22 protein-coding genes are annotated in these 23,121 nt (G+C 71.8%); 8 read left to right on the top strand and 14 right to left on the bottom strand.

Going from position 1 to position 23,121, the window contains the following annotated elements; translation table 11 throughout:
- Positions 1 to 157: 157 nt before the first annotated feature.
- From AB0I21_RS54035 to AB0I21_RS53990, 10 genes are all read right to left on the bottom strand, one after another.
- Complete coding sequence (locus AB0I21_RS54035; protein WP_360573341.1) at positions 158 to 520, bottom strand: tetratricopeptide repeat protein; 363 nt, start codon at positions 518 to 520, stop codon at positions 158 to 160.
- Between the two features lie 36 nt (positions 521 to 556).
- A complete protein-coding gene (locus tag AB0I21_RS54030) occupies positions 557 to 1,384 on the bottom strand; it encodes a lysophospholipase (RefSeq protein WP_360573339.1) in 828 nt (275 codons plus the stop codon).
- A gap of 97 nt (positions 1,385 to 1,481) precedes the next feature.
- Positions 1,482 to 1,871 carry a VOC family protein gene (locus AB0I21_RS54025; RefSeq protein ID WP_360573337.1) on the bottom strand — a complete coding sequence of 130 codons (390 nt, stop codon included), beginning with the start codon at positions 1,869 to 1,871 and terminating at the stop codon, positions 1,482 to 1,484.
- A gap of 42 nt (positions 1,872 to 1,913) precedes the next feature.
- Positions 1,914 to 3,395 (bottom strand): L-arabinose isomerase, encoded by a 1,482-nt coding sequence (gene araA, locus AB0I21_RS54020; protein ID WP_360573335.1) that lies wholly within the window; start codon positions 3,393 to 3,395, stop codon positions 1,914 to 1,916.
- Positions 3,392 to 4,066, bottom strand: a complete 675-nt coding sequence (locus AB0I21_RS54015) for an L-ribulose-5-phosphate 4-epimerase (protein ID WP_360573333.1) — start codon at positions 4,064 to 4,066, stop codon at positions 3,392 to 3,394. The genes araA and AB0I21_RS54015 overlap by 4 nt, the downstream gene beginning before the upstream one ends.
- Positions 4,063 to 5,664 (bottom strand): ribulokinase, encoded by a 1,602-nt coding sequence (locus tag AB0I21_RS54010; protein WP_360573331.1) that lies wholly within the window; start codon positions 5,662 to 5,664, stop codon positions 4,063 to 4,065. Before AB0I21_RS54010 ends, AB0I21_RS54015 begins: the two co-directional genes overlap by 4 nt.
- Entirely contained in the window at positions 5,661 to 6,647 is a 987-nt protein-coding gene (gene yjfF, locus AB0I21_RS54005; protein ID WP_360573329.1) for a galactofuranose ABC transporter, permease protein YjfF, read from the bottom strand. The genes AB0I21_RS54010 and yjfF overlap by 4 nt, the downstream gene beginning before the upstream one ends.
- 79 nt (positions 6,648 to 6,726) lie before the next feature.
- On the bottom strand, positions 6,727 to 7,770 hold the full coding sequence (locus AB0I21_RS54000; protein ID WP_360573327.1) for an ABC transporter permease: 1,044 nt from the start codon (positions 7,768 to 7,770) through the stop codon (positions 6,727 to 6,729).
- Positions 7,770 to 9,263 (bottom strand): sugar ABC transporter ATP-binding protein, encoded by a 1,494-nt coding sequence (locus tag AB0I21_RS53995; protein WP_360573345.1) that lies wholly within the window; start codon positions 9,261 to 9,263, stop codon positions 7,770 to 7,772. Before AB0I21_RS53995 ends, AB0I21_RS54000 begins: the two co-directional genes overlap by 1 nt.
- Positions 9,264 to 9,286: 23 nt before the next feature.
- Positions 9,287 to 10,279, bottom strand: coding sequence for an ABC transporter substrate-binding protein (locus AB0I21_RS53990; protein ID WP_360573325.1), 993 nt, complete (start codon positions 10,277 to 10,279; stop codon positions 9,287 to 9,289).
- A gap of 504 nt (positions 10,280 to 10,783) precedes the next feature.
- Here AB0I21_RS53990 and AB0I21_RS53985 point away from each other — a divergent pair.
- Together AB0I21_RS53985 and AB0I21_RS53980 are read left to right on the top strand one after the other, a co-directional pair.
- Positions 10,784 to 11,899 carry a LacI family DNA-binding transcriptional regulator gene (locus AB0I21_RS53985; protein ID WP_360573323.1) on the top strand — a complete coding sequence of 372 codons (1,116 nt, stop codon included), beginning with the start codon at positions 10,784 to 10,786 and terminating at the stop codon, positions 11,897 to 11,899.
- A gap of 9 nt (positions 11,900 to 11,908) precedes the next feature.
- Positions 11,909 to 12,037: a hypothetical protein gene (locus tag AB0I21_RS53980; RefSeq protein WP_360573321.1), complete on the top strand. Its 129-nt coding sequence runs from the start codon at positions 11,909 to 11,911 to the stop codon at positions 12,035 to 12,037.
- Here AB0I21_RS53980 and AB0I21_RS53975 read toward each other — a convergent pair.
- The 4 genes from AB0I21_RS53975 to AB0I21_RS53960 all read right to left on the bottom strand — a co-directional run bounded on the left by AB0I21_RS53975 (position 12,034) and on the right by AB0I21_RS53960 (position 16,012).
- A complete protein-coding gene (locus AB0I21_RS53975; RefSeq protein ID WP_360573318.1) occupies positions 12,034 to 13,116 on the bottom strand; it encodes a type III PLP-dependent enzyme in 1,083 nt (360 codons plus the stop codon). The two genes, AB0I21_RS53980 and AB0I21_RS53975, sit on opposite strands and share 4 nt — an antisense overlap.
- Positions 13,113 to 13,727: a GNAT family N-acetyltransferase gene (locus AB0I21_RS53970; protein ID WP_360573316.1), complete on the bottom strand. Its 615-nt coding sequence runs from the start codon at positions 13,725 to 13,727 to the stop codon at positions 13,113 to 13,115. The genes AB0I21_RS53975 and AB0I21_RS53970 overlap by 4 nt, the downstream gene beginning before the upstream one ends.
- 36 nt (positions 13,728 to 13,763) lie before the next feature.
- Positions 13,764 to 15,293 carry an APC family permease gene (locus AB0I21_RS53965; protein ID WP_360573314.1) on the bottom strand — a complete coding sequence of 510 codons (1,530 nt, stop codon included), beginning with the start codon at positions 15,291 to 15,293 and terminating at the stop codon, positions 13,764 to 13,766.
- A 77-nt stretch (positions 15,294 to 15,370) separates the two neighbouring features.
- Positions 15,371 to 16,012 carry a GPP34 family phosphoprotein gene (locus AB0I21_RS53960; RefSeq protein WP_344500680.1) on the bottom strand — a complete coding sequence of 214 codons (642 nt, stop codon included), beginning with the start codon at positions 16,010 to 16,012 and terminating at the stop codon, positions 15,371 to 15,373.
- Between the two features lie 153 nt (positions 16,013 to 16,165).
- Here AB0I21_RS53960 and AB0I21_RS53955 point away from each other — a divergent pair, with 153 nt between their 5' ends.
- The 6 genes from AB0I21_RS53955 to AB0I21_RS53930 all read left to right on the top strand — a co-directional run bounded on the left by AB0I21_RS53955 (position 16,166) and on the right by AB0I21_RS53930 (position 22,942).
- Complete coding sequence (locus tag AB0I21_RS53955; RefSeq protein ID WP_360573312.1) at positions 16,166 to 17,035, top strand: helix-turn-helix transcriptional regulator; 870 nt, start codon at positions 16,166 to 16,168, stop codon at positions 17,033 to 17,035.
- 55 nt (positions 17,036 to 17,090) lie between these two features.
- Entirely contained in the window at positions 17,091 to 17,303 is a 213-nt protein-coding gene (locus AB0I21_RS53950) for a DUF397 domain-containing protein (RefSeq protein ID WP_360573343.1), read from the top strand.
- 190 nt (positions 17,304 to 17,493) lie between these two features.
- Positions 17,494 to 17,958, top strand: a complete 465-nt coding sequence (locus tag AB0I21_RS53945; RefSeq protein WP_360573310.1) for a hypothetical protein — start codon at positions 17,494 to 17,496, stop codon at positions 17,956 to 17,958.
- Positions 17,945 to 21,172: a caspase family protein gene (locus AB0I21_RS53940; RefSeq protein ID WP_360573308.1), complete on the top strand. Its 3,228-nt coding sequence runs from the start codon at positions 17,945 to 17,947 to the stop codon at positions 21,170 to 21,172. Before AB0I21_RS53945 ends, AB0I21_RS53940 begins: the two co-directional genes overlap by 14 nt.
- A 52-nt stretch (positions 21,173 to 21,224) precedes the next feature.
- Complete coding sequence (locus AB0I21_RS53935; protein ID WP_360573306.1) at positions 21,225 to 21,758, top strand: SigE family RNA polymerase sigma factor; 534 nt, start codon at positions 21,225 to 21,227, stop codon at positions 21,756 to 21,758.
- Positions 21,755 to 22,942: a hypothetical protein gene (locus AB0I21_RS53930; protein ID WP_360573304.1), complete on the top strand. Its 1,188-nt coding sequence runs from the start codon at positions 21,755 to 21,757 to the stop codon at positions 22,940 to 22,942. The genes AB0I21_RS53935 and AB0I21_RS53930 overlap by 4 nt, the downstream gene beginning before the upstream one ends.
- Positions 22,943 to 23,121: the final 179 nt, after the last annotated feature.

The raw sequence follows: 23,121 nt of genomic DNA, 5'->3' as shown, positions 1-23,121 counted from the left end.
ACTCGGTACGACAAACTCGCCGTCCGCTGGCAGGCAGTCCTCACCATCACCATCATCGGCGAGTGGCTCTGACCCGTTATGAAACGCGCCCTAGGCCCTGTCCTGCTCGTCCTCGAACGGGATCGAGCAGGACCGGGCGCGGTGGGACGGGACGGGGTCAGGGGGAGCAGGCGGACTCGACGCGGCGGACGGCGTCGGCGTAGTCGGGGACGGTGGACATCGCCGCGGCCAGGCGCAGGTAGGGCAGGGCCTCGCGGGGCTTGTTCTGCCGCTCCAGGGTGCGGCCCAGCAGGTGGTGGGCGTAGTGGTCCGTCGGGTCGCGGTCGACCAGGGCGCGCAGGTGCGTCTCGGCGCGGTGCAGCTGGGCCGAGGCGAAGTAGGCGCGGGCCAGCCACAGCCGGACCTCGGCGTTGCCCGGCTCCTGGTCCAGGACGGTGGTGAGGATCTTCGCGGCCTCGATCGGGTCGCCGGCGTCGAAGTAGAGGACTCCCCTGCGGTACTCGGTCATGACGTCGTCCATGGCAGGGATCAACCGCGCGAGGGCCCGGCGCATTCCTCAGTGGGTCTTCAGCCACCCGATCAGGTCGTCGAGGACGCGGTCCTGCTCGGGCTCGTTGAAGACCTCGTGGTGCAGGTCGTCGTAGATGTGCAGGGTGAGGTCCGGGGAGCCGGCCCGGTCCGCGATGAGGCGGCTGCCGGCCGGGTCGACGAGCTTGTCCGAGGCGCCGTGCAGGACCAGGGCCGGCAGGGTGAGCGACGGCAGGCGGCGCTGGAACACGGCCATCTGGGTGAGCATGGCGCCGCCGATGCCCGCGGGGACCTTGCCGTGGTAGACGAGCGGGTCGGCGTCGTAGGCGGCCACGACCGCAGGGTCCTTCGAGATGTACGCGGAGTTCAGTGCCTGGACGGGGGTCGCCGGCGCGATCCGGCCGAGGACCTTCGCGACGGCGATCGCCGGCTTGCCGATCCCGGAGCCGGGGACGACCGGCGTGCCGGACAGGGCGAGCGCGCGCAGCGACGCCTGGTGGTCCAGGGCGTAGGCGAGCGCGATCATGGCGCCCATGCTGTGCCCGATGAGGAACGGCGCCTGGCCTGGGTGACGGGCGGCGACCTCGCCGAAGAGCAGGTGCAGGTCGGCGGTGTACTCGTCGATGCTGCGCAGGTACATCCGCTTCCCGCCGGATCGGCCGTGGCCGCGGTGGTCGGGCGCGTAGACGGCCAGGCCGAGCTCGCCGAGGCGGGCCACGACGTGGTCATACCGCCGGGCGTGCTCCCCCATGCCGTGGGAGAGCACGACGACCCCCTCGACGTTCGATGGCGTCCAGGCGTCGTAGACGATGCGGACCCCGCCGCCTCCGGTGAGGCTGTGCTCCTCGCGCTGCATTGCTGCATCGTCCGCCGAGCAAAGCCCTGAAGCAAGCGAACGCAACCCGCGAGTAACAAAGTCCCTGCGCCGCCCGCAAGAAACGGCGCAGGGACGATCAGGCGGCGGCGCGCTCGGCGGCGCTGCGCTCCACGCAGAACTCGTTGCCCTCGGGGTCGGCCAGGGTGACCCAGCCGGTGCCGTCGTCCTTGCGGAAGTCGGCGACCAGCGTGGCGCCCAGGCCGAGGATGCGCTGGACCTCCTCGTCCCGGGAGGCGTCGGTGGGCTGCAGGTCGAGGTGGATGCGGTTCTTGCCGGTCTTGCCCTCCGGCACCTGGATGAACAGCATCCCCGTCGAGCCGTCCGGGGCGTTCAGCGCCGCCTCAGTGTGCTCCGGCAGGTTCGGGTCGTCGGGGTCCTCGCGGAACCCTGTGACGGCGGCCCAGAACAGGGACAGGTCGTAGCACTTGGCGCAGTCGACGGTGATGTGCCTGATTCGTACGGTCATGCACCCACCTCACCAGTTCCGTAAACGGAACGCACCCGTATTTCAGAACCCCCTCGCGAGGCGATGGTACGCCTGGTTCCAGCGGACCTCCTTGGCGAACTGCCGGACCGTCGTGTCCGCGTCGATGACGAGCAGCTCCGTGCCGGTCATGTCGGCCAGGTCCGACAGCTCCTCGGTGCTGACGGCGAACGACAGCACCGTGTGGTGCGGGCCGCCGGCGGTCAGCCACGACTCCGCGGACGTCGACAGGTCCGGCCGCGGCTTCCAGACCGCCCGAGCCACGGGCAGCTTCGGCAGCGGCGCGGTCGGCGTGACCACGTCGATCTCGTTGGCGACGAGCCGGAAGCGCTCGCCGAGGTCGGCCAGGCCGAGCACGACGGCGGGTCCGGGCGTGGCGTCGAAGACGAGCCGCACCGGGTCCTCACGGCCGCCGATGCCGAGCGGGTGGATCTCGCACGACGGCGTGTCGAAGGCGATGCTCGGGCACACCTCCAGCATGTGCGCGCCGAGGATGACCTCGTTGCCGGGCGTGAGGTCGTACGTGTAGTCCTCCATGAACGAGGTGCCGCCGCCGGGTGCCATCGCCTTCAGGGTGCGCACGAGGACCGAGGTCTTCCAGTCGCCCTCGCCGCCGAAGCCGTAGCCGTCGGCCATGAGCCGCTGCACCGCGAGGCCGGGCAGCTGGCGCAGCCCGCCGAGGTCCTCGAAGTTGGTGGTGAAGGCCTTGAAGCCGCCGGCGGTGAGGAACGCGCGCAGGCCGAGCTCGATCCGGGCCGCGTACCGCAGGGACTCGGCGCGCTCCTCACGCAGCACGGACGACACCCGGTACGTGTCGTGGTACTCCTTGACGAGGTTGTCCACGTCCGCGTCGAGGGTCGCGTCGACGGCCTCGACGAGGTCGTTCACGCCGTACGTGTTGACCGAGACCCCGAAGCGCAGCTGCGCCTCGACCTTGTCGCCCTCGGTGACGGCGACGTCGCGCATGTTGTCGCCGAAGCGGGCCAGCTTCAGCGACCGCATCTCCGTGAAGCCGGCGGCCGCGCGGGCCCACGCGCCGATGCGGGCGGTGACCCGCGGGTCGGTGACGTGCCCGGCGACGGTCTTGCGGGCCACGCCGAGCCGGGACTGGATGTAGCCGAACTCGCGGTCGCCGTGGGCGGCCTGGTTCAGGTTCATGAAGTCCATGTCGATCTCGGCCCACGGCAGCGCCACGTTGGCCTGCGTGTGCAGGTGCAGCAGCGGGGTACGCAGCGCGTCGAGCCCGGAGATCCACATCTTGGCCGGCGAGAACGTGTGCATCCACGCGACCACGCCGACGACCGACGGGTCGGCGTTGGCTTCGAGGCAGATCCGCAGGATGTCGCCGGCACTGGTGAGCACCGGCTTCCACACCACGCGCACCGCGATGTCCGGCGACTCGTCCAGCGTCGCGGCGATCTGCCTCGACTGGGTCGCGACCTGGTCGAGCGTCTCGGGGCCGTAGAGCCCCTGGCTGCCGGTCAGGAACCAGACCTCGTGCGTCATGTTGTGCTCCTCTGCCCGCCCTGCGGCTGGCCGTAGACGTTCTGGTAGCGGTCGTGCAGCGAGGCGACGGCCTGGTCCGGCAGCCTCTCGACGGCGCCCAGCTGCCGGGCGAAGTGCATGGTCCTGGCGACGTCCTCACACATGACCGCCGCCTTCACGGCGGCCTTCGCGGTGGCGCCGATGGTGAAGGGGCCGTGCTGCAGCATCAGCACCGCCGGTGACGGGTGCCCGGTGAGCGTCTCGACGATGCCGCGGCCGATCGCGTCGGAGCCGATCAGCGCGAACGGCCCGACCGGGATGTCGCCGCCGAACTCGTCGGCCATCGCGGTGATCGAGCACGGGATCGGCTCGCCGCGGGCGGCCCACGCCGTCGCGTACGGGCTGTGCGTGTGCACGACCCCGCCGACGTGCGGCATGTGCTTGTACACGTACGCGTGCGCCTCGGTGTCCGACGACGGGGCGTGCTCCCCCTCGACGAGCTTGCCGTCGAGGTCGCAGATCACCATGTTCGAAGGGGTCAGCTCGTGGTAGCCGACCCCGGACGGCTTGATGACGAGCAGGTCCTCGCCGGGGACGCGGGCGGACACGTTGCCCGACGTCCAGGTGACCAGGCCCCAGCGGATCAACTCGGCGTGCAGGTCGCAGACCTCCTGCCGGAGCTTCGAGATCACTGGGCCACCTCCTCGCGCAGCGCGCGGAGGCGGTGCAGGACCTCGTTGCCGCCGGGGCGGCCGAAGTAGTCATGCAGCTGCCGGTACTCGGCGTAGAGTCGGTCGTAGACGTCGGCGGCGGCGTCGTCGGGCGTGTAGACGGCCCGCTTCACCTTGCCCATCGCCGCCGCGGCGGCCCGCACGTCCGGGTATTCGCCGGCGGCGACCGCGGCGTGGATCGCCGAGCCCAGCGCCGGCCCCTGCTCGGAGTCGATGACGCTGATCGGGCGGCGCAGCACGTCGCTGTAGAGCTGCATGAGGAACGTGTTCTTGAGCAGCCCGCCGGCGGCGATGAACTCGGTCACCGGCACCCCGGCGGTCTCGAGGGTCTCGACGATGGTGCGGGTGCCGTAGGCGGTCGCCTCGATCAGCGCCCGGTAGACGTCCTCGGGGCGGGTGGCGAGGGTCTGCCCGACGATGACGCCCGACAGGTGGTGGTCGACGAGCACGGAGCGGTTGCCGTTGTGCCAGTCCAGCGCGACCAGGCCGTGCTGCCCGGGGCGCTGCTCGGCGGCCGCGGCGGTGAGCTGGTCGTGGTCCGCGGACGCGAACCCGGCGAACCAGCCGAAGATGTCGCCGACGCCGGACTGTCCGGCCTCGTAGCCGTACAGGCCGGGGATGATGCCGTCGGCGACGACCCCGCACATGCCGGGCACGTCGGCCAGGGTCGCGCCGCTCATCACGTGGCACGTGGAGGTGCCCATGATGGCGACGAGCTGCCCGGCGTCGACGGCCTGCGCGGCGGGGGCGGTCACGTGCGCGTCGACATTGCCGACGGCGACCGCGATCCCCTCCGGCAGCCCGGTCCACGCGGCGGCCTCGGCCGTCAGCCGGCCGGCGAGCCCGCCGAGCGGTGACAGCGGCCCGTCGGTCTTGTCGAGGAACGCGCCGAAGCCGGTGTGCAGCGCCTCGAAGTAGTCCCGGGGCGGGTAGCCGCCGTCCTGGTGGGCGCCCTTGTAGCCGGCGGTGCACGCGTTGCGGGTCTCGACCCCGGCCAGCTGCCACACGATCCAGTCGGCCGCCTCGATGAAGCGCTCGGCCCGGGCGAAGACGTCGGGGTCCTCCTCCAGGACCTGCAGCGCCTTCGCCAGTTGCCATTCGGAGGAGAGCTTCCCGCCGTACCGCGGCAGCCACGCCTCGCCACGCGATGCGGCGAGCGCGTTGATCTGGTCGGCCTGCCGCTGCGCGGCATGGTGCTTCCACAGCTTCGGGTAGGCGTGGGGGCGGTCCGGCAGGAGGTCACTCAGCGGCGTGCCGTCGGCGAGCACCGGCAGGAACGTGCACGCCGTGAAGTCGGTCGCGATGCCGACCACCTGCGTGGCGTCGATCCCGGCGAGCGCGGCCGGGACGGCGTGCCGCAGCACGTCGACCCAGTCGGACGGCATCTGCAGCGCCCAGTGCGGGGGCAGCGCCTCGCCGGTCGCCGGGAGGGTCCGCTCGACCGCGCCGTGCCGGTACTCGTGGACGGCGGTGCCGACCTCCGCCCCGTCGGCCACGCGGACCACGACGGCGCGGCCGGACAGGGTCCCGAAGTCGACCCCGACTACATATCTCGTCATTGTGATCTCCGCGCCACGGCCCGCTGCAGCACGATGAACGCGAACAGCAGCGCACCGATGACGATCTTGGTCCACCACGAGCTGAGGGTGCCCTCGAACGTGATGATGGTCTGGATGAGGCCGAGCACGAGGACCCCGAGCACGGTGCCGAACAGGAAGCCGGATCCGCCGGTGAGGACGGTCCCGCCGATGACCACGGCCGCGATGGCGTCGAGCTCCATGCCGAGGGCGTGCAGGCCGTAACCGGAGGACGTGTAGAAGGTCAGCAGCACGCCGCCGAGGGCGGAGCAGACGCCGCTGATCGTGTAGACGGCGATCTTCGTGCGCCCGACGGGCAGGCCCATGAGGAGCGCCGACTGCTGGTTGCCGCCGATGGCGTAGATGTTGCGGCCGATCCTGGTGTACGCCAGGACGTACGCGCCGACGAGCACCACGGCGAGCGAGATGACGACGCTCCACGAGATGTGGAACCCGCCGAAGCGGATCTTGTAGTCGGCCAGCTCGGTCCACAACGCGTTGTCGATGCGGATCGCCTCGGTGCTGATGACATAGCACAGGCCGCGGGCCAGGAACATGCCGGCGAGCGTGGCGATGAAGGGCTGGATGTCGAAGAAGTGGATGATGCAGCCCATCGCGAGGCCGATCAGGGCGCCGACGAGCAGCACCACGGGCAGCACCGCGATCGGTGACCAGCCGGCCCGCACCAGCGACGCGAAGATCATCGTGGTGAGCGCGACGACCGCGCCGACCGACAGGTCGATGCCGCCGGTCAGGATCACGAACGTCATGCCGACGCCGACGACGAGCAGGAAGCCGTTGTCGATGAAGACGTTCAGGACGATCTGGGTGTCGTCGAAGCCGGTGTACCGCACGACGCCGGCGCCGTACATGAGACACAGCAGCGCCAGGGTGGCCAGGACCGGGATGTGCCGCTGCTGCGGCCTGCGGATGACCCGCTTCTGCAACGACTCGAACGTCGTCATGCCGCCGCCTCCGCTGCGCTCCGGCGCCGGCTGGCACCCTGCAATGCCGATTCGCGGCCCGAGCCGCTCCGCTGGCCGCTCATGCCGTCACCTCCACCTTCTGCTGTGCCTGCGGCGTGGTGGGTGTCGACGGCCGGCGGCGCTGGAACTTCTCGCGGAACTTCGGCGCCTGGGCGAGACACAGGACGACCACGACGACCGCCTTGAACAGCAGCGTCACCTCGGGCGGGATGCCGACGGTGTAGATCGTGATGTCGAGGGTCTTGATGATGACCGCGCCGAGGATGGTGCCGGCGATCGAGAACCGGCCGCCGGACAGTGAGGTGCCGCCGATGACCACGGCGAGGATCGCGTCGAGCTCGATGAGCAGGCCGGCGTTGTTGCCGTCGGCGCTGGACACGTTGGAGCTGATCATCAGCCCGGCGACGCCGGCGCAGAGCCCGGCGAACACGTAGACGATGAGGATCAGCCAGCGCGACTTGATGCCGGCCAGCCGGGACGCCTCGGCGTTGCCGCCGACGGACTCCAGCAGCAGCCCGAGCGCCGAGCGGCGCACGATCAGGCCGGCGAGGACCGCGACGCCGACGGCGATGATGACGCTGAGCGGCAGACCCAGCCAGTAGCCCGCGCCGATCATCTTGTACGGGCCGCTGTTGATCGTGATGATCTGCCCGTCGGTGATGAGCTGGGCGAGGCCGCGGCCGGCGACCATGAGGATCAGCGTGGCGATGATCGGCTGGATGCCGACGGTGGCGACGAGGAACCCGTTCCAGACGCCGAGCACCAGCGACAGCACGAGCGCGAGCCCGACCGCGGCCAGGACGCCGCCGACGCTGTTCTGGTCGTCCAGCTCGCTGATGCGCAGGCAGGCGAGCGCGCCGGCGATCGCGACGACGGCGCCGACCGACAGGTCGATGCCGCCCGTGGCGATGACCAGCGTCATGCCCAGCGCCACGAGCCCCAGCGGGGCGCTGGCCCGCAGGATGTCGATGATGCTGCCGTACAGGTGGCCGTCGCGAAGCTCGATCTTGAAGAACCCGCCGGAGAAGAACACGTTCGTGACGAGCAGCAGCACGAGGATCGCCGCCGGCCAGAACAGCCTGTGCTTGGTGATCGCCGCCATCAGGTGCCGCTCGCAATCGTCTCGGTGAGGCGGTCGAGGTCGACCGCGTCGGTGTTCTCCAGCTGGGTGACCAGCCTCCGGTCGCGCAGGACGCCGATGCGGTGGCTGAGGCGCAGCACCTCCTCCAGCTCGGCGGAGATGAACAGCACGGCCATGCCTCCGTCGGAGAGCTCGACGACCAGCCGCTGGATCTCGGCCTTGGCGCCGATGTCGATGCCGCGGGTCGGCTCGTCGAGGATGAGCAGCCGCGGCTCGGTGATGAGCCACCGGGCCAGGAGGACCTTCTGCTGGTTGCCGCCGCTGAGGTTGCGGACCGGCAGCTCGGGGTCCTTCGGGTTGATGTTCAGCGCGTCGATGTACTTCTGGACCAGTTCGTCCTGCCGCCGGCGGGGCAGCGGGCGGGTCCAGCCGCGGGCCGCCTGCAGGGCGAGGATGATGTTCTCGCGGACCGACAGCTCCTCGACCAGGCCTTCGGTCTTGCGGTTCTCGGAGCAGTACGCGATGTCGTGGTCCATGGCGGTGCGCGGGCCGTGCAGGTTGACGGGCTTGCCGTCGATCTCGAGGCGGCCGCTGTCGGCCTTGTCGGCGCCGAAGAACAGCCGGGCGAGCTCGGTGCGGCCGGAGCCCAGCAGCCCGGCGAGGCCGACGACCTCGCCCTTGTGGATGGTGAGACTGAAGGGCTCGACGGCGCCGGACCGGCCGAGCTCGTGCGCCCGGGCGACGGCCTCGACGCCCGAGAACGAGCGCTTGCCGGCGTCCTCGAGCCGCTCCAGCAGCGCCAGCTCCTTGCCGATCATGAGGCTGACGAGCTGGACCTGGCTGATGTCGGCGACGAGGTGCTCACCGACCAGCCGGCCGTTGCGCAGGATCGTCATCCGGTCGCAGATCTCGTAGATCTGGTCGAGGAAGTGCGACACGAACACGATCGCGATGCCCTGCGCCTTGAGCTGCCGCATGATGCGGAACAGCTGAGCGACCTCGCCGGCGTCGAGGCTGGAGGTCGGCTCGTCGAGGACGAGGACCTTCGCGTCGACGTCGATGGCGCGGGCGATCGCGACCAGTTGCTGCACGGCGAGGGAATAGGTCGACAGCTGTGCGGTGACGTCGAGGTCGAGCTCCATGCGCTGGAGCAGCTCGGTCGCGCGGCGCCGCATGACGCCCCACTGGATCCGGCCGAACTTCGTCGGCTCGCGCCCGATGAAGATGTTCTCCGCGACCGAGAGGTTCGCGCAGAGGTTGACCTCTTGGTACACGGTGCTGATGCCGGCCTCGGTGGCCTGGTGCGGGCCGGCGAACCGGACCGGGCGGCCCTCGAGGGTGATCTCACCCTCGTCGATGTCGTAGACGCCGGTCAGCACCTTGATGAGCGTCGACTTCCCGGCGCCGTTCTCACCCATGAGGGCGTGGATCTCCCCTTGGTACAGGCGGAAATCCACACCCTCGAGGGCCTTGACGCCGGGGAACTGCTTGCTGATGCCGCTCATGCTCAGCATTGCGGTCCCCATGGTTGCGCCTCTCAGTACTTGCGGTTCGGCAGCGCGGCCTTCGCCTGCTCCGGGGTGAACGTGGTCTCCTCGGTCAGCACCCGCTGCGGGATGGTCTCACCGGCGACGACCTTCTTGGCCAGGTCCATGAGCTGGGGGCCAAGCAACGGCGAGCACTCCACGATGTAGTTGATCTTGCCCTCGGACAGGGCCGTCATGCCGTCCTTGACCGCGTCGACGGTGATGATCTTGATGTCGACACCGGGCTTCTTGCCGGCCGCGACGATCGCCTCGATGGCACCCAGGCCCATGTCGTCGTTGTGCGCGTACAGCACGTCGATCTTCGGGTTGGCCTTCAGGAAGGCCTCCATGACCTCCTTGCCCTTGGCGCGGGTGAAGTCACCGGTCTGCGAGGCGATGACCTTGAACTTCGGGTCGGCCTTGATGACGTCGGCGAAGCCGGACTTGCGGTCGTTGGCCGGGGCGGAGCCGGTCGTGCCCTGCAGCTCGACGATGTTCACCGTGTCGGTCTTGCCCTGGTACTCCTTGACCAGCCACTCGCCGGCCTTCTTGCCCTCCAGGACGAAGTCGGAGCCGATGAACGTCTTGTAGAGCGAGGTGTCCTTCGAGTCGACCGCGCGGTCGGTCAGGATCACCGGGATCTTGGCGTCCTTGGCCTCCTTGAGCACGGTGTCCCAGCCCGACTCGACGACCGGCGAGAAGGCGATGATGTCCACCTTCTGCGCGATGTAGCTGCGGATCGCCTTGATCTGGTTCTCCTGCTTCTGCTGCGCGTCGGAGAACTTCAGGTCGATGCCGGCGGCGGTGGCGGCCTCCTGGATCGACTTGGTGTTCGCCGTCCGCCAGCCGGACTCGGCACCGACCTGGGCGAAGCCCATCGTGATCTTGCCGTCGTCCTTCTTCGCGCCGCTGCCGGCGTCGCCTTCCTTCTCGCCGCCGCACGCGCCGAGCGCGCCTACGACCAGCAGACCGCCGAGCACGGCCGCGGACCACTTCTTCAGCACTACGCCTCTCCTCACGGGGTGTCTTGCGCCAGAGCTAGTGAACGTTCACATTCAAGGGCTGGCCGCCCCACCGCCGGGGTGTGTGGCAGTGGGGGTACCTCGCTCCGGCCTGGATTACATTGGCCGTCGCGCTTGTATGTCGAGAGTGTTAGCGTTCTCATCCCCGACGTCAAGTCCGTGACGTCGATTCGTGACCGGAGGTGCTCGTTGGCCCATCCCGCGCGCTCCGGGCGGGACCGCGCAGCCTCCGCTCGCGCCGCCTCCACCGCCCCCGCTTCAACCGAACGCGCTCCCACTACTACGGAACGTAGCGCTTCCGCCGCTCAGGGCGGTCCAGGTTCGACGGACCGTGATGTATCGGCCGCATTGCGCGATGTTCCGGCTCGCGGCCAGATGTCCCTGGGCAACCTGGCGCAGTCCTCGGACATCGAAGGCCGTGCGCCGGGACAAACCGGACCCAGGCCCGCCGGTCGCCCGCCGGGCGGCGATGGGAGTTTCACGGCGGTGCCGGTCCGGCGGCCCGGGTTCCCCTCCCCCACCGGGCCCGACCGCAGCCGGCGGGGGCCGGTCGCGCACGCCGGCGCCGTGGCGCCCGACGCGGTGCCGGCGCCGCCGCCGCGCAAGGTCGGGATGCGCGACGTGGCGCGACTCGCGGGGGTGTCGCACCAGACGGTGTCGCGGGTGCTCAACGACCTGCCGAACGTCAGCGACGGCACCCGCAGCCGGGTCCTGGACGCCGTGCGCATCCTCAATTACCGGCGCAACCTCGCGGCGCGGACGCTCGTGACGAGCAGGTCGCGCACGATCGGGCTGATCGGCTTCGAGACCACCCTCGCCGGGCCCGCGTCGATGATCTACGGGATCGAGAAGGCCGCCCGGGAGGCCGGCTACTACGTCAGCATCGCCACGGTGCGGTCGCTGGACCGGCACGCCGTCCTCGACGCCGTCGAGCAGCTGTGCGCCCAGGCGGTCGAGGGGATCATCGCGATCGCCCCGAAGAACTCCGTCGCCGACGCCCTCGCGCAGGCGCCGCCGGGCACGCCGGCCGTCGGGGTGGGCGGCGCCGACGACGGCGCCGTGCCGATGCTGCGGGTCGACAACGTCCGCGGCGCGTGCCTGGCCACCCGGCACCTGCTCGACCTGGGCCACCGCACCGTCCACCACGTCCCGGGCCCCGCCGACTGGCCGGAGGGCCGGGACCGGATCGACGGCTGGCGGCAGACGCTGCACGCCGCCGGGGCGCCCGTGCCGCCGGTCGCGGCCGGCGACTGGTCGGCCCGGTCCGGCTACCTGCGCGGGCAGCTGCTCGCCGCCGACCCCGCCGTCACCGCCGTCTTCTGCGGCAACGACCACATCGCCCTGGGTGTGCTGCGCGCGTTTCACGAGGCGGGCCGCACGGTCCCCGACGACGTGAGCATCGTGGGCTTCGACGACATGCCCGAGTCGGGCTACTTCCTGCCCCCGCTCACCACCGTCCACCAGGACTTCGCCGAGCTCGGGCGGCGCAGCGTCGACCTGCTCGTCGCGCGCCTCGACGGCACGGCACTGCCCACGACCCCCGTGCACCTGACCCCGTCGCTGGTCGTGCGCGCCAGCGCCGCCCGCACCGCCGGCGCCTAGGAACCCCGCGTGCCGCCGCCCGCACCGCCCGCGCCGTCGGTGCCGCCCGCGCCGTCGGTGCCGCCCGCGCCGTCGGTGCTGCCCGCGCCGTCGGTGCTGCCCTCGCCGTCGGTGCCGTTCGGTGTCGTCGGTGCCTAGGAGCCTCGCGTGCAGCGGACGGACGGGGGCGGGAAGCCGTTGAACGATGAGGCGTAGACGCTGGTGTACGCGCCGGCGTTGCCGATGAACACCTCGTCGCCGGCCCGCAACCCGGCGGAGAGCTCCACGTCGAACAGGATGGTGTCCTGGCTGTCGCAGGTCGGGCCGGTGAGATGGCAGCGCTCGCGGGCCCCGGAGCGGCGCGAGTCGGTGACCGGGAAGCGCAGCTCGTTGCCCGTCTCGAGGCTCTCCATCAGCCCGTTGAACGCGCCGACGTCGAGATGGACCCAGCGCCGGCCGTGGCGCAGCGCGGTGCCGATGACCGAGGCCCGCAACGTGCCCGCCGCGGCGACGACGGCCCGGCCCGGCTCGATCACGACCGGGACGTCGTAGGGCAGCCCGGCCAGGCCCGTGCCGATCGCCGCCGCGTAGTCCGGCAACGGCGGCACCGGGCCGGCGTAGCGGGCCGGGAAGCCGCCGCCGACGTCCACCATCTCCAGCATCACCTGCTCGGCGGCGAGCTTGTCCATGACCTGCGCGACGGCGCGCAGCGGCGCCCGCCACGCCTGCGGCAGCAGCATCTGCGAGCCGACGTGGAAGGCGACGCCGAAGGGGCGCAGGCCCCGGTCGCGGGCGCTGAGCAGCAGGGCGGTGGCGGTGGCGACGTCGACGCCGAACTTGCCCTCGCTGGGCACGCCGCTGCGGATCTGGTGCGCGGCGAGCCGGACGAACACGGCCGCGCCGGGTGCGGCGGCGGCGAGCTTGTCCAGCTCGTCCTCGGAGTCGAACGCGAAGCGCCACAGGCCTTGCGCGTGCGCGCGGGCGATGTGGGCGACGGGCTTGACCGGGTTGCTGTACAGCACGCCGGCCGGGTCGACGCCGACGGTGGCCAGCAGGTCGAGCTCCGGCGCGGACGCGACCTCGAAGCGGCAGCCGAGGCCGTGCAGCTCCGCGAGGACCTCCGGGTGCGGGTTGCACTTCATGGCGTAGTGCACCGTCATGCCCGGCAGTCCCGCGGTCACGGCACGGTACCCGGCCGCCACCTTGTCCAGGTCGATCAGCAGCTCGGGCGTGTTCACGTGCTCGGCGGACGCCACATCGGCCAGACCGGCGGGCCGTCCGGCAGCAGGACCGGCGGGCGGCTCTCGTAGCCGTGGCGCAGGTACAGCGCCCGGTTGCGCGGGTCGTTGGCCTCCAGGTAGGCGGGGATGCCGGCCCGGTCGAGCCGGCGGTGGTGCCGGGCGAGCAGCGAGCTGCCGATGCCGAGGTTCTGACGCTCCGGCCGCACGGCCAAGAACGCCAGGTAGTGGTGCGGGACGATCGGGTGCTCCTCCTCCAGCATCGCGTCGAGCTGGCAGGCCCGGTCGAACGCGGGGCCGGCCGCCTCCTTGAGCCGCCGGTCGTAGTCGACCGGGGGCGGGATCGCGTGCGTCAGCGGGAACCACAGCGCGACGCCGGAAGGCCTGCCGTCGAACGGGTCGACGGTGGCGTACACTTCGCCGTGCCGCACCGCGTGCTCGGCGAAGATCGAGAAGTACTCGGGGCTGTGCTCACGCCGGTCGTCGGCGTCCGGCGCCATCCACCGGGCGACCAGGCCGTCGCTCATGGCGGCGACGAGGACCTCGGTGATGGCCTCGGTGTCGACCGGTTCGATGTCGCGGACGACGACATCCTGTATGGCATGCGTCATGACCGTCCTCTCAACGGTGGGAGCTGTGCGTGGGAGCTATGAGTGGCGGACGACGTCGGCGGTGCGCGGCAGCGCGTGCGAGACGGGCAGCCCGGCGCCCTCCGGGATGACCCGCTGCTCGGCGCCGCGGCCGATGCCGGCGTAGGCGTCCGGCCGCGCGGCGCGCATGACCAGCGCCCAGACGATGCCGACGATCGCGAAGACGACGTAGGCGGCGGAGAAGACCCAGTTGAAGACCGAGTCGTTGTTGACCTGCAGCAGGTCGCCCAGCCCGATGACGGTCGCCGCGAGCACCGCGCTGAGCAGCAGGAACGCCAGCAGCGGCGCGAGCTGCGCGCGCCAGAAGTTCTCCCGCCGGCGGTGCCTGAGGAAGAACGCGATGACCGCGGCGGACGCGCCCCACATGAGCATCAGCACGCCGAGACCGCCGACGACGGTGCCCCAGGCGAACAGGTGGATCAGCGGGTCGATGCCCGTCACCTGGAACACGATCAGCACCCCGAGCGCGAGCAGGCTCTGCGTGATCGACCCCAGCAGCGGCGCGCCGGTGCGCGGGTGCGCCACCCCCCACAGCCGGGGCAGCACCCGCTCCCGCCCCAGGGCGAACTGGTAGCGGGCGACCGCGGCGTGGAACGCCAGCGCCGCGGCGAAGACGCTGGTCAGGAACAGCACGTACCCGACGTTGATCAGCGCCTCGGGCACGTACGGCGAGACGAGCGCGAAGACCAGGTCGGTCTCCTGGTCCTTGGCCGCCTGCACGATGTTGCCGGAGCCGGTGTTCACCGACATCGCCCACGCCGAGACGCCGCACAGCAGGCCCGGCAGCAGGACCGCCCAGTGGGTGGCCCGGGCGATCGTGCGCTTGGGGTCCTTGGCCTCCTCGGACAGCACGACGGTCGCCTCGAAGCCGACGAAGCCGGCGATCGCGAGCACCAGCATCGCCGCGACCTCGGGGGTCAGCAGCTGCGCCGGGTCGAGCGCCTCGGTGCTCACCCTGCCGCCGGCGGGGTGGGCGACCATGATCGCGTCGTAGATGAGCACGATGGTGATCTCGGCGGTGAGCAGCACGGCGAGGACCTTGCCGCTGAGGTCGACCCACAGCACGCCGAGCACGGCGATGAGGAACCAGCCGACCAGCGAGCAGACGAACCAGCTGGTGTGGATCCCGCTGGCCTCCAGCACGCCCTTCGCCACGACGCCGAGCAGGCCGAACAGGCCGATCTGCATCGCCGCGTAGGCCGGCAGCGCGATGAACGCCGCCGCCACGCCGGTGACCCGGCCCAGCCCGTGGCTGATGTAGGAGTAGAACGCGCCGGAGTTGACGATGTGCCGGCTCATCGCCACGAACCCGACCGTGAACAGCGACAGGATCAGCGCCGCGACGAAGTACACCAGCGGCACGGCGATGTTGCCGACCACGGCGTAGATCGTCGAGATGGCGCCGAGGATCACGGTCAGCGGCGCCGCTCCCGCGACGCCGAAGAACACGATGGACGGCACGCCGAGACGGTTGCTGGCCAGACCCCTGGTCACGATGTCGGGCCCGCTCGGTGCGAAACGCGCCATGTTCGGTCTCCTCACGCGGTCGGCCGTGCTGGTGCGCAGCTTCCCGCGGTGATAGTGGTGTCGGCCCACCGTGCGCGTCACCGGCGGCCGACAGCGAGCGCGGAGCCCACCGCCGCCTCTGTGTACTGGACGAGCTGGACCAGGTCGTCCGGCAGGGACGCCATGATCGCGGGCAGCTGCCGCATGCACTCGCGCTGCTCCTGGACGCCGGCGAAGACGTGCCTGGTCAGCCCGGTCGCGACGACCAGCGCGATGAGCGACCGGTCGTGCAGCCCCATGGACCGCCGGTGCGCGAGCGCCTCGGACAGCCGGATCGACTCCCACGCGGCGGTGTTGCGCTGCTCGGCGGTCTGCGGCAGGTACAGCGTCTGCGACGCGCTGAGCAGCTTGCGCCGGGTGACCGGCTCGACCACGCCGGCGCGCAGCAGCCGCTCGCCGACCTGGTCGGTCGCGTCGGCCGCGAGGTACGCCAGCCAGGTGCGGATCTCGCGGTGCTGCGGCTGCGCGATCAGCAGGTCGAGCACGGTGTGGGCCAGGGAGTCCCCGGGCGGCTCCTGGCTGACGACATACAGGTCGCCGGTCATGGCGCGCAGCCGTCCGTACAGCATCAGCTCACCCAGCAGGGCGGAGGCCAGCCCGAGCCCGGCGGCACGTGGGTGCAGCCTGGACCGGCCGGTTCGATCATCGTGGGCAATCAGGTAATAGCTGTTGGCAAGCATCGCGACCACGCTCCCTCGAGATCTGCCCCGAGCACGTCAGCGAACGAACCAGCAGCATGTGCTGGCTTCGATGTCCCCGAGCATCATGTACCAGACACGGCGCGTAGTGCAACGAGTACTAGACTCGGGGTATGCGCATCACGCAAATTGCATATGATCAATACCGTGGACATTGACGCCGCAAAGGACGAGGGCCCGACGCTTCGCCGCCGTCGACTGGCCGCGGAACTGAAGAAAAGTCGCGAAGAAGCCGGATTCACGCAGGAATCCGTGTCCCGGCACTTCGAGTGGCACTCGGCCAAGGTCACCAGAATTGAGAACGCACGCGTGCCGGTCAACGCCCGGGACGTCAACGACCTGCTGACCCTCTACGGGGTCAGCGACCCGGCCTACCGGGAGGCGCTGCTGGCCCTGGCCCGGCAGAGCAAGCAACGCACGTGGTGGACCGACTACCGCGACGTCATGCGGCCGGGGAACTTCGTCGGCATGGAGGCGGACGCGTCGATCACCCGCGTGTGGGAGCCCATCGTGCTGCCGGGCCTGCTGCAGTGCGAGGACTACATGCGGGCGCTGATCGGCATCGGCCGCCGCAACGACACCAGGGAGTCGATCGAGCGGCGGGTCTCCCTGCGCCGGCTGCGCCAGGAGCGCCTCACCGCGGCCAGCCCGCTGCAGCTCGTGGCCCTCTTCGACGAGTCGGTGATCCACCGGGTCGTCGGCGGCCCGTCGGTGATGCAGGAGCAGTACCGCAAGATCATCGACGTCGCGGCGCTGCCGAACGTGTCGGTGCGGATCGTGCCGTTCACCGCCGGCGAGCACCCGTTCATGGGCGGACCGATCACGTTCCTGGAGTTCCCGGACGTCGCCCACTTGGATGTCATCTACCTCGAGGGCCTTGCCGGGGACTACTACGAGGAGCAGCCTGCGGAGGTCAAGCGCTACCGCGACGAGTTCGAGCGGCTCGAGACGAAGGCCCTCAGCGAGGCGTCGACGGTGCGCCTGATCGAACGCCTGCTCGCCTGAGCCGGCGGCCGCTCCCGCGCGGCCGGCTCAGCTCACGAGAAAGGAGGTGAACGTTTTGCCCGCTCATTTCACCGGCGCCGGCTGGCGTAAAAGCAGTCACAGCAACGGCAACGGCGGCAACAACTGTGTGGAAGTCACAGTCGCTGCCTCCGCTGTCGGTGTGCGCGACAGCAAGAATCCGGACGGAGCCGTTCTACGGTTCAGTCCAGCCGCTTGGAAGTCGTTCCTGTCCGACACCAAGCACGGCAATTTTGATGTGATCAGCTGACGCTTTTCCCGATTCCTCGATCCCGTGCATGAATGATCACGCGTGGGCTGGTGCGCCATTTGCATCAGCCCATGCGTGAAGATACCGGCCGATGCTATTCCCGCCGGTTCGCCGGCGCTACCGTCGACTTTCGCAGTATCTGTAACGGCACCGTCACCCGTTGATCTTCGGGAGGTGCTTGAATCGCCGGGTGCGCCTGTCGTTGACCACCCCCTCCGTGTCCGACGCCCACGCGGTGCAGACCCTGCACGGCTGGCTCCTGCGCGATCCCGACCTGGCCGCCGACGCCGACATCAGCCAGCGCAGCTCCGCGGGCGGGCACATGGGCGCGCTCGACGTCATCGACCTCGTGCTGACGCACGCGGTGGCGGTCGGGGGGCTCGTCCTGGCGTTCGCGTCGTGGCGGCGGGCCCGGCCGGACGCGCCGCCGATCGTGTTCACCGTCGAGGGGATCTCGGTGACCGCTTCGGACTCCTCACCCGAGACGCTCGAACGGGTCCGGGCGACCCTGCTCGCCGCGCTGCCGCCCGCGCCTGCGCCGTCGCCTTCTCCCGGGCCTGCGCCTTCTCCCGCGCCAGCACCTTCTCCCGGGCCGCCGGCGCCGCCTGTACCGTCGCCGCCGCCGCCCACACAGGACGACGATGCGGCTGCCTGATCCGCTCGCATCCAGGGCGGTCCTCGTGGGTGCCGGCGCGTTCGACGTCCTGGAGCCGCTGCCCGCGGTCCCCAACAACCTGCGGCACCTCGCCGCGCTGCTCACCGACCCCGACATCTGGGGGCTGCCCGAGGCGCACTGCACGGTCGTGCGGGACCCGGCATCCGCCGACGACATCCTCGACGCGCTGCACGACGCCGCCCGGGACGCGCGCGACGCGCTGGTGTTCTACTACGCGGGGCACGGACTCATCGAGCCGGACACGTTCGAGCTGTACCTGACACTCCCCCGCACCACGCCGTCGCCCATCCACGGTGCCGTGCGGTTCGAGGACGTGCGCCGCCTCATCGCCGGGGCGCGCCGCTGCCGCTCCAAGGTCGTGCTGCTGGACTGCTGCTACAGCGGCCTGGCCCTGGCCGGCGCGATGGGCGACCCCGCGACCGTCGCCGACCGGGTCGTGGTCGGCAACAGCTACGTGCTGACCGCCGCCGCCGAGACCGCGCTCGCCTACGCGCCGCCCGACGAGGAGTTCACCGCCTTCACCGGCGAGCTCGTCACCGTCCTGCGCGACGGTCTGCCCAACGGCGCCGACGTGCTGGAGATGGAGGCGGTGTACTGGCAGCTCGCCGCCGAGCTGTCCGCGAAGCGCCGGCCGATGCCACAGGCCCGCGCCCGCAACGACGGCCACGCCATCGCGCTCGCCCGGAACCGGGCCGGCCGGGCGCCCCTGTCGGCACCGCCACCGCAGCCGGCCGCCCTCGAGTACACCACCGCCGGCCGCGGACTGAACCCCTCCCGGCTCATCGCGCTGCTCGCCGACCCGCCCCGCGGCGAGACCGCCACCGACCTGCTCGTCGCGGCCGGCTTCACTCGGCCGACGCAGGAGCTGGCCGCGCTCGCATACGCCATGCGCACCCACCCCCTGGTGGGCGTCCTGCTCTACGCCGCGGCCCACCGCTCCCCCGGGACCGTCGCGGGGCTCGTCGCGGACCTCGAGGAGCTCGGTCTCGGCCCGGTCGCCGACGACGTCGTGCGGTCCGCCGCGGCCGGCGACGGGCGGCGGATCGTCGCGCTCGGCCCGCTGCTCGGCGACCGGCAGGCGCCCCTGCTCGACGCCGCCGTCCGCGACCGCATCGGCCGGCCCGCGGCGATGATCGCGCTCGTCGGCGCCCTGTGGACGTCGGGGCTGCGGGACGCGGCCGAGGCGGCGCTGCGCCGGGTCAGCGCGTCCATGCCCGCCGCCGACGCCGCCGCCCTCGCCGACGCCCTGCGCGACGGCGGGCACGAGGAGCCGGCGTTCCACCTGTACGAGGTGGCGGCCGACGTCATCGTCGAGCGACCACCGGCCGCCGTCGTCGACCTGGCCGCGGCGATGGTCCGCGCCGGCCACGGGGCGCAGGGCACCGCGCTGGTCGACGGCGCCGCCCGGGCGTGCGCGAACCCTTCCGCCGCGGCGGAGCTGCTCGACGCGCTGCGGCACGCGGAGCTGCCGGCCGGCGACGCCATGGCGCGGCTCGCCGGGCGGCTGCCGGACCCCGACCTGCTCGCCCTCACCGACCTGCTCCGCGACGGTCGCAGCCCCGGCGACGCCCTGACCGTCCTGCAGCTGGCCGCGGCGGGGCGGCCGGTCGAGAGCACGATCGCGTACATCAGGCACCTGCACGAGGCGGGCCGCCCGATCGACGCCAACCGGCTCCTGGAGCAGCGGGCCAGCGCGCCGGCCGGCTGGTCTCCCCCCACCGCGGACCCGCCGCCACCCGCCCCCGCCATCTCATCCGGTGCCTTGCTGCTGAAGGCCTTCTCCGGTGCGTCGGTCGAGGAGCTGCGCGCCGCCCTGGCGGACCCGCCGCCCGGTGCACCGTCCGGGTCCGCGGCGCAGGCCAATCCCGGGCCGGCGGGCGGCACCGAGCCGGTGGTGTTCGCGTTGTCCGGCTGGGATCTGGCCGCGGTCGCGGTCGCGGCGGCCGCCGCCGGGCCCGACGTCGCGGTCCGGCGGGTCCTGACCACCGCCGCGGCCGGGTCGCCCGAGCGGGTCGCCGCGCTCGTCGCCGGCCTGCACCGGGCCTCCGGCGGGGGTGATCTGGCCCGGCACACCGGCGCGGCCGTCGCGGCCCGCCCTGTCGCCGAGGTCGCCGAGGTCGCGGTACACCTGATCGGGCACGGCGAGACGGAGGCCGCCGCCGGCCTGCTGCGGGCCCGGCAGCCCAGGCTGTTCAGCGAGCCGCTCGCCGCGCTCGACGCGCTCCTGCACGGGCGGCGGGCGCCGTCGCGCTCCGACCCGCTCGTCGCGGGCGTCGCCGGCGTGGTCGTCGCGTACGTCTGCGCCGACCCGGACGCCGACGCCGACGGGTTCGTGTCGGCGTTCCTGGCCGACGACCGTGCGTTCCGGTGGGACCTCGCCGAGCGGCTCGCCCGCGCCCCGGTCGCCACCGCCGCGGCGTTCTTCGCCCGGCTCTCCCCGCACGTGCGCTCCGGCTGCCACCGCGACTACGCCCAGGTCGCGGCGCGGTGCCGGCCGCCGGACCTGCTGGCGACGTTCACCGGGATCCGGGACCTGCTGCCGGGGCACGTGCTGTTCGACTTCCTCGCCGCGGCCGGCGCGCAGCGCTCGATCGACGACCTGACGTCGTTCGTCGACGACCTCGTCGACTGCGGCACCGCGCCCGAGCACTTCCGCCCCCTGCTGCGCGGACCGGCCACGCCCACCTCCTACGTGCTCGCCGCCTGGGTCGCCGCCAACCACCCGCACCTCACGGAGGCGCTGCCGTTCCCGGTGTCCGGCACGCGGCCGACCGCCGCGCGGATCGCCGCGCTGCAGAGCATCCGGGCGACGCTGGGCTCGACGCTGCAGGCGGCGACGGCGCACCCGGTGCCGGGGCTGGAGGACGACGAGACGCTCCTGCTCGTCTGGCCGCTGGCGCGCGACGGGGTGCTCGCCTTCACCGACCGCGCCGTGCACCACGTGTGGGGCGTGCACTCGCGGCTGCGCTACGACGACCTGCACGCCGCGCAGGTGCGCAGCGTCGAGCGCTACGAGATGCGGGTCGTCACGCAGTCCGACGCCGGGCCGACCGTCCAGGACTGGCGGCTCGACCCGCCAGGGCGCATGTCCGGCGGGGCCGCCCTCACCGCGGAACGGCTGGCCGAGGCGCTGCGGCGGGCCCGGGTCGCGGTGAACGAGGCGCTCGCCGTGCGCACCGGCGAGGCATACTGAAACTTGTCGCGCCGCGCAGTCAACCACCGGGGCGCCGGGTCGCATCAATGGGGTGGAACGTCCAGGGAAGGGACCCACCACGGTGCGCGCGGACCGCGAACATGACTTCAGCCTGTATGTGCAGGCGCGGATACCGCGCCTGCACCGGCTCGCATTCCAGCTGCTCGGTGACCGCCACAAGGCCGACGACGCGGTGCAGAACGCCCTGACCGTGCTCTACCAGCGCTGGTCCCGGATGCGCGACGTGGAGAACCTCGACGCCTACGTGCACACCATGGTCGTGCGGTCCTGCCTCTCCGACCGGCGGCGCTGGTGGGCGAGGGTCCAGCTGCGCGCGACCACCCCGGACGTGCCCGTCGCGGCCGACGATCCGCTCGTCGAGCAGCGGATGGTGCTGCGAGCGGCGCTGCGGCGGCTGCCGGAAGGGCAGCGCACGGTCGTCGTCCTGCGCTACCTGTGCGACCTGCCGGTCGCCGAGGTGGCGCGGATCCTCGGCCGCTCCGAGGGCACGGTGAAACGGCAGACCTTCAGCGGCCTGGGCAACCTGCGCCGCATGCTCGACGAGCGCACGAGGAGCGCGGCATGAACGACAACCCGTTCGCGATCCTGACCGACGAGCCCGTGCCGGACAGCCGGGTCGGGGTCGGCGACGTCATCGCCGCCGGGCGCGCCCGGGTGCGGCGGCGCCGCGGCGTGGTCACCGGCGTGTGCGCGGCACTCGTCGTCCTCATCGTCTCCGTCGGCGTCGCGGCGGCGGTACGGGCACCGCACGGCACTCCGTCGGATCCCGCGCCAACGCCTCCCTCGCCGACCGCCAGCGCTGGTTGTGTGGCCACCCGCCTGCCCGTCGGGGAGGAGGACATCGGCTCCGCGCACACCGACCCGAGCGGGCGCTACCTGGTGTTCAACCGGGCACCCGATCCCGGCCTGGTCGTCGTGTACCGCGACGGCGTGGAGGTCCAGCGGCTCAGCGCCGGCCAGCGGCTGCAGGTCACGGCGGTGAGCTCGGCCGGCACCGCCGTCGGCAGGCAGGGCGGCTCGCCAGACGGGCCCGCCTTCCGCACCACCGCACAGGGGACGCTCGCCTTGCTGCCGAAGCCGTCCGGCGCCCTGTCGGTCAGTGCGCAGGGCATCAACGCCGCCGGCGACATCGTCGGCGAGGCCACCATGCCGGGCAAGAAGTTCCGCGCCGTCCTGTGGCGGCACAGCGCACCCGACGTCGCGGTGCTGCTGCCCACTCCGTCCGGCAGTTCCTCGGCCGCCCACGACATCGCCGACGACGGGCGCATCGTCGGCGACTTCAACCAGGGCGAGCAGCCGGTGCTGTGGAACGCCGACCTCTCCACCACGGTCCTGCCGACCCCGCCCGGCCGGCCCGGTGGCGTCGCGCAGCGCATCGCCGGCGACTGGGTCATCGGCCCGGTGAACTTCCTGGCGATGAACGGCTTCGACGCCGCGACCGGACGCCGTACGGGCGCCGGCGACATCCCACCGGCCCGCTGGCACCTGTCGGCCGGCACCGTCGAGCCGCTGGTCGCCCCGGACATCTTCGCCGGCGGCAACAGCGTCACCGCCGACGGGACCGTCCTCGTCAACCGCTTCGACGGCGTCGTGCGCTGGACCGGCGCCACGGTGACACCGGTGCCGGCTCCTCGCGGGTACGACCACGCGCAGATCGAATCCGTCAGCGCCGACGGCAGGCTCCTGGCCGGCACGGCCACGAAAAGCACGGGCGGCTCCATCGAACCGTTCGCCTGGACCTGCCGCTGAGCCGCATCGCTGATCGCACAGCGGATCCGGTCGTCGTGGCGACCGGATCCGCTGCTTGATCATCTCGGCCGTGCCGGACGGGGGTCCCCAACGAGTGAGGTGTCGTCGTAGTAGGTGGGTCGAAGGAACTCGGACCTTCGGCCGGCGCCGATTCCGTTGAGCAGCCAATTGCCGGGTGC

Origin of the sequence: Dactylosporangium sp. NPDC050588, assembly GCF_040654975.1 — a bacterium.
In the GTDB taxonomy this organism is placed as follows: Bacteria; Actinomycetota; Actinomycetes; order Mycobacteriales; family Micromonosporaceae; genus Dactylosporangium; species Dactylosporangium maewongense.
Note: the sequence above shows the minus strand (reverse complement) of the source record. Positions and strands in the feature narration are given on the sequence as shown.

Coding starts and splice junctions, on each gene's coding strand:
- AB0I21_RS54035 (WP_360573341.1), bottom strand. CDS start 520: ATGGACGACGTCATGACCGAGTACCGCAGGGGAGTCCTCTACTTCGAC.
- AB0I21_RS54030 (WP_360573339.1), bottom strand. CDS start 1,384: ATGCAGCGCGAGGAGCACAGCCTCACCGGAGGCGGCGGGGTCCGCATC.
- AB0I21_RS54025 (WP_360573337.1), bottom strand. CDS start 1,871: ATGACCGTACGAATCAGGCACATCACCGTCGACTGCGCCAAGTGCTAC.
- araA (WP_360573335.1), bottom strand. CDS start 3,395: ATGACGCACGAGGTCTGGTTCCTGACCGGCAGCCAGGGGCTCTACGGC.
- AB0I21_RS54010 (WP_360573331.1), bottom strand. CDS start 5,664: ATGACGAGATATGTAGTCGGGGTCGACTTCGGGACCCTGTCCGGCCGC.
- yjfF (WP_360573329.1), bottom strand. CDS start 6,647: ATGACGACGTTCGAGTCGTTGCAGAAGCGGGTCATCCGCAGGCCGCAG.
- AB0I21_RS54000 (WP_360573327.1), bottom strand. CDS start 7,770: ATGGCGGCGATCACCAAGCACAGGCTGTTCTGGCCGGCGGCGATCCTC.
- AB0I21_RS53995 (WP_360573345.1), bottom strand. CDS start 9,263: ATGCTGAGCATGAGCGGCATCAGCAAGCAGTTCCCCGGCGTCAAGGCC.
- AB0I21_RS53970 (WP_360573316.1), bottom strand. CDS start 13,727: ATGACGCATGCCATACAGGATGTCGTCGTCCGCGACATCGAACCGGTC.
- AB0I21_RS53965 (WP_360573314.1), bottom strand. CDS start 15,293: ATGGCGCGTTTCGCACCGAGCGGGCCCGACATCGTGACCAGGGGTCTG.
- AB0I21_RS53960 (WP_344500680.1), bottom strand. CDS start 16,012: ATGCTTGCCAACAGCTATTACCTGATTGCCCACGATGATCGAACCGGC.
- AB0I21_RS53955 (WP_360573312.1), top strand. CDS start 16,166: ATGATCAATACCGTGGACATTGACGCCGCAAAGGACGAGGGCCCGACG.
- AB0I21_RS53940 (WP_360573308.1), top strand. CDS start 17,945: ATGCGGCTGCCTGATCCGCTCGCATCCAGGGCGGTCCTCGTGGGTGCC.
- AB0I21_RS53930 (WP_360573304.1), top strand. CDS start 21,755: ATGAACGACAACCCGTTCGCGATCCTGACCGACGAGCCCGTGCCGGAC.